The following is a 6,713-nucleotide window of genomic DNA, read 5'->3' on the forward strand; positions in this document are numbered from 1 at the left end:
TTCGCGAAGGCGGTGGGTCAGTGCATACATGCTCCAGCTAACCATCCGACTTCGCAGGCGAGCCCCTCCCACATGTTCAACTGTGTTTCAGGCAGTCGATGGAACGGTCCACAGTGGTCTTGGCAATTTCCAGCAAATGCCACACCGCCAAAATCTTCGCCCGCTCAGGGCTCTCCAACAACTCACCACAGTCCAATGCAGTTGCCGAAGCGCTGTCGAGCAAGCTGGCGGTGTAGAGCAGGGCATCTTCGAAGCTCAGGTCTTCGTTGATGGAATGGAAACCTTGGGTGGGCAGATAGTGGTCGATGGCGCGGTTGAAAGCGGTGCGGTCTTTCGCGGGGTCGACAGATGAGTCGGGTAGAACTTTGTTCATGATGTAATTCCGTGATGAGTTGAGAATTACCACCCGTCGCGACTAAACGAATAGGTGGTAGCTGTACGCAGGTTAGTCGACCGGCCATCACGCAAATCCGGCGCACCCTAAGGTGCCCTACGCACAGCCACCATAAAACTGATGGAAGGCCGTGCGCGTGATAGGGGCGGGCGACTAAACCCGATCACTGAATAGGCAGTGACGGACCGCAGACTAGCCACCGATTCCAGCAGGCACAAGGCGGCGGAGATTGTCTAGGAAACGTCCTGCAATTTAAAGGGACACGCCTTGCTGGCCCTTTACAAGCTATGACTAAACGCCAGTAACCGCCCATATAGAAATTTGTCTGTAGGAATGGTCTGTCATGACGATTTTTGATGGCAGCGCTGATAATGTTTCGCTTTTTGTGTGTGTAGTGAAGTTAGTTAAATGCTGGATCAAATCGTCAGCACCATAGGGATACGATGAATATAGATGTCAGCAATTTTCGCCAAGGCTTAACTAAAGTCAGACTCTCAAAAGCTGCATTTGATGAGCTCTTGAATGCAAGGTCTATGCTTGAACAATATGGTGAGCTTGACTGGCTGGATGCAAGCTCTGCCCAAACCTATCTTTGTGATCTACATGCGCTCAGCGAAGAGTTACTTAATATACGGGACGTGATTGAACATCAAAGCCATGTTCTGATCCTTGATGGATTCTTGGCTGATGACCTTGTAGGGTTCAAATCACTCGTATGGACATTTGGTTCTATGTTAGGTACGCCTATGGTACAGAATCATCTCGGCCACAAGATTATTGAGGTATACGACCGAGGTGGTAAGCGCGTTGAAGAAGGCGCGAGATATCATCAAACCCGGCAAGGCGCATACGCTCACAATGATGGTGTGAACGATCCGTTACCTATTGACTATTTGATTCTTGCTTGTGGGCAAAAGGCTCTTGTGGGGGGAGAAAGTATTCTTATTGATGCGAGTGCTGTATATGCCGAGTTAATGGCGTTCCCAGAGGTTCTTGAGGAGTTAAAATACGACTTTTACTTTGAGAACCGAGGGATGTCAGATGAGGAGCAGCTATTTAAAGCGCCTATACTGAGTTTTTCTTATGAAGGTATTCCTTTGATTAGGTACTTTCGCGTTTATATTGAGTCGGCGCATCTCAAAGCTGGAGTTCCGCTGACCATGGCGCAGATTCAGGCATTGGATTTTTTAGACACTGTGATTGATCAGTCAATGGTTCAGCACCGACTATTGCTCGAGCCAGGGCAATTGCTTATTTCAGCCGACAATAAATTTCTTCATACCCGGACGAATTTTATCGATAAGAACTCTCCGCGCGCAGATATTAGTGACGCTGCGCTTTTGAGTGACTTGAATCGCTACATGTTAAGGATGTGGTTGCGCAAGCAATGATTTCCTGCCGTAACGCACGACTTCCACTCTTTAGTAAATACCGAGCCCCATGGACAACTCCAACCTCGCAATAACCCTCGTTTTGATTTCGGCCTTCGCGCACGCCACTTGGAACGCCGTTGTCCGCGCCGGTAGCAGCCGCTTCATGACGTTAGCCATGGTCGACGGTACAGCGCTGCTGATCTGCCTGGCAGCCCTGCCACTAGTGAATGTGCCAAGCCCACAGGTGTGGGGTTATGTACTGATCTCCGTGGTGCTCAACACCCTTTACCGCTTGTTCCTGATCAAGGCCTACGAAACGGGTGACTTCGGTCAGGTCTACCCGGTGATGCGCGGCGTGCCGCCGGTTTTGGTCGTGCTGTTCTCCTATTTTCTGTTGCATGAGCAGCTGTCATTCCAGGCGATGGCGGGCGTGTTGCTCATTGGTGTTGGCATTATCAGCTTGACGTTTGTGCGCAGGATGACCGCGCAGATGTGCAAGCCCATTTTGATGGCGGTGTGCGCGGGGGCGTTTGTTGCGTGCTACACGGTGGTGGATGCCAAAGGTGTCAGGGCCAGTGAAACGGTGCTGCAATTCATCATCTATTTGACGGTATGCCAGAGCATCCCAATCCCGCTGCTGGCGTATTTAAAGGAACGCTCCACGTTCACCCATGCGGTTCGCAACCATTGGCGAGTGGGCGTAATGGGCGGGGTTTTTTATCTGGTGTCCTACGGTCTTGTGCTGTTTGCGCTGTCGCTGGATGCGGTGGCCAAGGTCTCAGCCCTGCGGGAAACCAGTGTTATTATCGGCGCCATTATTGCCGCGCTGTTCTTCCATGAACGCTTCGGCTGGCGGCGGATGCTTTCGGCGTTCGTCATTGTTTGCGGGATCATCCTGATCAAAGTGAGCACCTGATGGCCCAACGTCCGCCACCCACACCGATGCTGCAAGCCTTTGTCAGTGCGGCGCAAACGGGGAGTTTCGCTCGCGCTGCATCTGAGCTGAACCTCACCGCCAGCGCCATCAGCCATCAAATTGCCGGTCTGGAGGAGTGGTGGGGTGTGCAGTTGTTTGAGCGGCATTCGCGCGGTGTCAAACTCACGGCGGCAGGGCAGGCCTTGTTGCCGGTGGCCGGGGATTTTTTCAAAGCGCTAGAAGCGGTGCTGTATTCGCTGAACCCGATAAAACCCCAGCCCCTTTACCTGTCATGTACGACCTCTCTCTGCTCGTCCTGGTTGATTCCCAGGATGCACGGTTCTCACGCCGCAGCCTCATTCAATCTTGATGTAGTGCTAACCAGCGTTGATATGAACAGCAGCAATCTGGGTGCTCATCAGTTCGATGTCGCAATTGTGATGGGGTATGGCGATTACCCCGATCACTATGCCGAGCTGCTGATGCGTGATGCGGTGTTCCCGGTGTGTTCGCCGGAATTTCTACGGGTTAATGGCGAGATCGGTTTGGCGGACATTGCGCGTTTTCCGTTGATCCACCGGGTGGACGATCAAGTCTGCCCCGGCTGGGAAAGCTGGTTTGCATTCCACGGGCTGGAGGGGCCGCCGCACCATCATGGGCCGCGCTTTCCGGACTCCAGCCTGGCGATCAGTCTGGCAGTGAAAGGTGGCGCAATTGCGCTGGGCAGAACCGCGTTGGTTCACGACGCGTTGAAGGACGGTTCATTGGTGAGGTTGAGCGCGCCGGAGATGATGTTGCCAGTTGCGTACTACATCATTTGCCGAAACGGACGACAGTCAGAGCCTGACATCGCCCGGTTGTTTGACTGGCTCAAAGCTCAAGCGCAGGCGTTTGGGCGCGAGGTGAAGTCCGGTTCCGAGAGCTGATTGATCGGTGATTTCAACGTGGTTTGTCAGATCAGTTGCCCATATTCTCCGACGTCACAATCAGCGGCGGTATATACACCCGATGCCGCAATGGGTCGAAGGCCTCGGCGGTCTGCAACTTCACTAACAACTCCACCACCGCCACGGCCGTCTGGCGTGGCTGTGAATCCATCACCACATCCACCAACCCCCGGCGCAACGCCTCACGCGACAGCTCGGTGGACTCCTGCAAGATGCAACACAACGCCGGCCGCTTGGGCAATTGCGCCAGGGCATTGATGATGCCGTCGCCGCCGCCGCCCACCACGCACAGGCCGCGCAGGTCGGTGTGGCGGGTGATCAGGTCGAGGGTGGCTTCTTCGGTGATATCGCTGTTGTCCAGGTTGATCAGCGGCTCAAGAGGCTTGAGCCCTGGCGCGTGCTCGGCGAGGTAGCTGTGCAAACCTTCGACCCGGGCCTGGTGGCCGAGAAAGCGATGGCCGCCGAGCAAAATCCCCACGCTGCCTTTGCGGGCGCCGCAGGTGCGGGCGAGCAGCCAGCCCATGGTGCGACCGACCACGTGGTTGTCCTGGCCCACGTAGGGCTCAAGGGCTTGCTCGTGAATATCCGACAGCAACGCCACCACCGGCACGCCGGCTTCGCGGATCTGCGCCAAGGTGGCGTTGATCAACGGGTGGGCGAAGCTGACCACGGCTAGGGCATCGCACTGCACGGCCAACTGTTCGATCTGCGCGACGATGGCGCTGGGGGTGCGGTCCACGATGTATTCGAACTGGCACGTCAGGTTGGCGCCTGCATGTTGCTCGGCGGCCGCGCTGATTGAATGTGCGAGGGTCGCGTAAAACGCCTGGGCCGTCGCGAGCAGCAGGATGCCGAAACGGTAAGTCGGCCGACGTTCACGAATGCGCTGGCCGATCAACCGGGCGGCAAAATAACCCACGGCTTCGGCGGCCTGAAACACCTGCTCGGCTGTCTCCGGGTTGACCGGCGCACGGGCATTCAACACCCGGTCGACGGTGGCCACGCTGAGGCCCGCTTGGGCGGCAACGGTGGCGATGGTTGGGCGTTTATTGTTGTTCATGACTGGCCCTTATTGCGTCTTGATAGAAAACTATCAAGCCCCGCTGGGCCTGGATGATAGCTTGATAGGGAATGGATTCAAGCCCTTGAGGCCGATTTGCCCGCTCTCTATATTTTCTCCAGCAAAGCACTCGAAACCCATCGCTTGCGGAGAACAATAACAATGCCTGAACACACCGCTCACTCCACTCGGCGCGACTACAGCCTGACCGGCCCCGAAGCCGCCCGTGCTGCCGAAAAAGGCCTGGTATCAGCCAGTTGGTACCAATCGCCGATTTCCCGTAAACGCATGAAAGAACTGATGCAACGCCGCGACGGCCCGGCGCTGCGTGATACCGCCCTGTGGGTGGCCGCCTTGTTCGCCACCGGTTTTGGCGGCGTCTGGTTCTGGGGCACCTGGGCCTGCGTGCCGTTCTTTATCGCCTACGGCGTGCTCTACGGCACTGCGTCCAACCCGCGCTGGCACGAGACCGGCCACGGCACGGCGTTCAAGACCCGCTGGATGAACGACGTGCTCTACCAGGTCGCGAGCTTCATGTGCATCTTCGAGCCCCATGTGTGGCGCTGGAGCCATGCCCGGCATCACACCGACACCATCGTGGTCGGCCGTGACCCGGAGATCGTCGAGCCACGCCCGCCGAGCTTCTTGATGATGTTCCTGAGCCTGTTCAACCTGCCCCTGGCCTGGAAAACCTTCAGCGGCGTGGCGCGTCATGCCATGGGCCAGATGAGTGCCCAGGAAGCCGACTTTATACCCGAATCCGAATGGCCCAAGGTGTTCCGTGCCGCCCGTATCTGGGTCGCCATTTACGCCGTGGTCATCGGCACCGCCCTGTACCTGCACAGCTGGCTGCCCCTGATGCTGGTGGGCCTGCCGAGCATCTACGGCGCCTGGCTCGGCTACCTGTTTGGTCTCACCCAGCATGTGGGCTTGGCCGAAGACGTGCTGGACCATCGCAGCAACTGCCGCACCATCTACATGAACCGCGTGCTGCGCTTTATCTACATGGACATGAACTACCACCTCGAACACCACATGTACCCGATGGTGCCGTACCACGCCCTGGAACAGTTGCACGAAGAAATCCGCAGCGATTGCCCGCCGCCGTACGCCAACCTCTTCGAGGCCTACAAAGAAATCCTCCCCACGATCTGGCGCCAGCGCAGCGATCCGAATTATTTCATCCAACGGCCTATTCGCACGGCGGCTGAACCGGCGGCCAACGCACCGGTGCATGCAGAAGCCGCTGCCGGCTGAACCCCCCAAGAACAAGAGAAAACACCATGAACGATCAATGGATCGACGTCTGCGCCGTGGGCGAAATAGACGAAGAAGACGTGCTGCGCTTCGACCACGGGGCCCATACGTATGCCGTGTACCGCTCGGCCGAGAATGAATTCTTCGCCACTGCCGGCCTGTGTACCCACGAGAAAATCCACCTCGCCGACGGCCTGGTGATGGACCATGTGATCGAGTGCCCCAAGCACAACGGGCGCTTCGATTACCGCACCGGCAAGGCCATGGGCGCGCCGGTGTGCGTCAACCTCAAGACCTACCCGGTACGGGTCGAAGCGGGGCGGGTATTGCTCGCCGTCACGGCCTGAGCATGAACGCACCCTTGATTATCGTGGGCGCCGGCCATGCCGGTGGCCGTGCGGCGCTGACCTTGCGCGAAGAAGGCTACACCGGGCGCCTGCTTCTGATCGGCGACGAGCCGCACCTGCCCTATGAGCGCCCGCCACTGTCCAAGGGGCTGTTGCAAGGCACGGCGGACTTGGCCGGCTACAGCCTCTGCGACAACGACCGGTTGACGGAGCTGGGCATCGAGCACATCGCCGCTAACCCTGTGACCCAATTGGAACCCCAGCAACACCGCCTGCAACTTGCCGACGGCCAGTGGCTGCCTTACGCCGGTTTACTGTTGGCCACCGGCGGCCGGGCGCGGCGCTTGCCCCAGCAGCAGGCGAATGTGCTTTACCTGCGCACCCACGATGAAGCGCTGGCCCTGCGCAGCGCGCTAACC

Annotated in this window: 8 protein-coding genes; 6 read left to right on the forward strand and 2 right to left on the reverse strand. The window is 57.6% G+C overall.

The window, feature by feature from the left end:
* Positions 1-76: 76 nt before the first annotated feature.
* The gene (locus DYL59_RS31030) at positions 77-373 is read right to left on the reverse strand and encodes a DUF6124 family protein (protein ID WP_135292599.1); all 297 of its coding nucleotides are present in this window, start codon (positions 371-373) and stop codon (positions 77-79) included.
* A gap of 464 nt (positions 374-837) precedes the next feature.
* Between DYL59_RS31030 and DYL59_RS31035 the strand changes: the two genes are divergently transcribed.
* From DYL59_RS31035 to DYL59_RS31045, 3 genes are read left to right on the forward strand one after another with little or no spacing between them, the layout of a single operon-like run.
* A complete protein-coding gene (locus DYL59_RS31035; protein ID WP_135292600.1) occupies positions 838-1,785 on the forward strand; it encodes a TauD/TfdA family dioxygenase in 948 nt (315 codons plus the stop codon).
* Positions 1,786-1,834: 49 nt separating this feature from the next.
* Entirely contained in the window at positions 1,835-2,683 is an 849-nt protein-coding gene (locus DYL59_RS31040) for a DMT family transporter (RefSeq protein WP_135292601.1), read from the forward strand.
* On the forward strand, positions 2,683-3,609 hold the full coding sequence (locus DYL59_RS31045; RefSeq protein ID WP_135292602.1) for a LysR substrate-binding domain-containing protein: 927 nt from the start codon (positions 2,683-2,685) through the stop codon (positions 3,607-3,609). Before DYL59_RS31040 ends, DYL59_RS31045 begins: the two co-directional genes overlap by 1 nt.
* A gap of 31 nt (positions 3,610-3,640) precedes the next feature.
* Here DYL59_RS31045 and DYL59_RS31050 read toward each other — a convergent pair whose 3' ends face one another.
* Positions 3,641-4,690 carry a LacI family DNA-binding transcriptional regulator gene (locus tag DYL59_RS31050; protein WP_135292603.1) on the reverse strand — a complete coding sequence of 350 codons (1,050 nt, stop codon included), beginning with the start codon at positions 4,688-4,690 and terminating at the stop codon, positions 3,641-3,643.
* 162 nt (positions 4,691-4,852) lie between these two features.
* On the opposite strand from DYL59_RS31050, the gene DYL59_RS31055 reads away from it, so the two are divergent.
* The 3 genes from DYL59_RS31055 to DYL59_RS31065 all read left to right on the forward strand — a co-directional run.
* A complete protein-coding gene (locus DYL59_RS31055; protein WP_135292604.1) occupies positions 4,853-5,947 on the forward strand; it encodes a fatty acid desaturase family protein in 1,095 nt (364 codons plus the stop codon).
* A 26-nt stretch (positions 5,948-5,973) separates the two neighbouring features.
* Positions 5,974-6,294, forward strand: coding sequence for a MocE family 2Fe-2S type ferredoxin (locus tag DYL59_RS31060; protein WP_122557443.1), 321 nt, complete (start codon positions 5,974-5,976; stop codon positions 6,292-6,294).
* A gap of 2 nt (positions 6,295-6,296) precedes the next feature.
* Positions 6,297-6,713, forward strand: a 417-nt coding sequence (locus tag DYL59_RS31065) for an FAD-dependent oxidoreductase (RefSeq protein ID WP_167496744.1), incomplete at its 3' end; no start/stop codon positions are given.

It is taken from the genome of Pseudomonas kairouanensis, from assembly GCF_004682055.1.
GTDB classification, from domain to species: Bacteria; Pseudomonadota; Gammaproteobacteria; order Pseudomonadales; family Pseudomonadaceae; genus Aquipseudomonas; species Aquipseudomonas kairouanensis.

What these genes read in the sequence shown, in the direction of transcription:
- DYL59_RS31030 (WP_135292599.1), bottom strand. Translation starts at nt 373, where the DNA reads ATGAACAAAGTTCTACCCGACTCATCTGTCGACCCCGCGAAAGACCGC.
- DYL59_RS31035 (WP_135292600.1), top strand. Translation starts at nt 838, where the DNA reads ATGAATATAGATGTCAGCAATTTTCGCCAAGGCTTAACTAAAGTCAGA.
- DYL59_RS31040 (WP_135292601.1), top strand. Translation starts at nt 1,835, where the DNA reads ATGGACAACTCCAACCTCGCAATAACCCTCGTTTTGATTTCGGCCTTC.
- DYL59_RS31045 (WP_135292602.1), top strand. Translation starts at nt 2,683, where the DNA reads ATGGCCCAACGTCCGCCACCCACACCGATGCTGCAAGCCTTTGTCAGT.
- DYL59_RS31050 (WP_135292603.1), bottom strand. Translation starts at nt 4,690, where the DNA reads ATGAACAACAATAAACGCCCAACCATCGCCACCGTTGCCGCCCAAGCG.
- DYL59_RS31055 (WP_135292604.1), top strand. Translation starts at nt 4,853, where the DNA reads ATGCCTGAACACACCGCTCACTCCACTCGGCGCGACTACAGCCTGACC.
- DYL59_RS31060 (WP_122557443.1), top strand. Translation starts at nt 5,974, where the DNA reads ATGAACGATCAATGGATCGACGTCTGCGCCGTGGGCGAAATAGACGAA.